At 43.2% G+C, this 206-nt stretch carries 1 protein-coding gene; it reads right to left on the reverse strand.

Annotated features, from left to right (window positions below):
- Positions 1-199, reverse strand: a 199-nt coding sequence (locus tag HJY11_RS14975) for a response regulator (protein ID WP_208076612.1), incomplete at its 3' end; no start/stop codon positions are given.
- Positions 200-206: the final 7 nt, after the last annotated feature.

Here is a 206-nt window from a genome sequence, read left to right on the forward strand (position 1 = left end):
TTTCCCGGATTTTCTTGAGAATCGTAAAACCATCAATATCCGGCAGCATCACATCCAGAAGCGCCAGATCAATCTTTGTTGATTCTATACAGGCGAGGGCCTCCTCACCCGTATAGAACTTTAATACCTCATACTGGTCATTTTTCAAATACAGCTCAATAACGTCCGCGATCTCCCTCTCATCATCCACAACCAGAATATGATTC

This window comes from Bittarella massiliensis (ex Durand et al. 2017) (genome assembly GCF_017566145.1).
Lineage (GTDB): Bacteria > Bacillota > Clostridia > Oscillospirales > Ruminococcaceae > Bittarella > Bittarella massiliensis_A.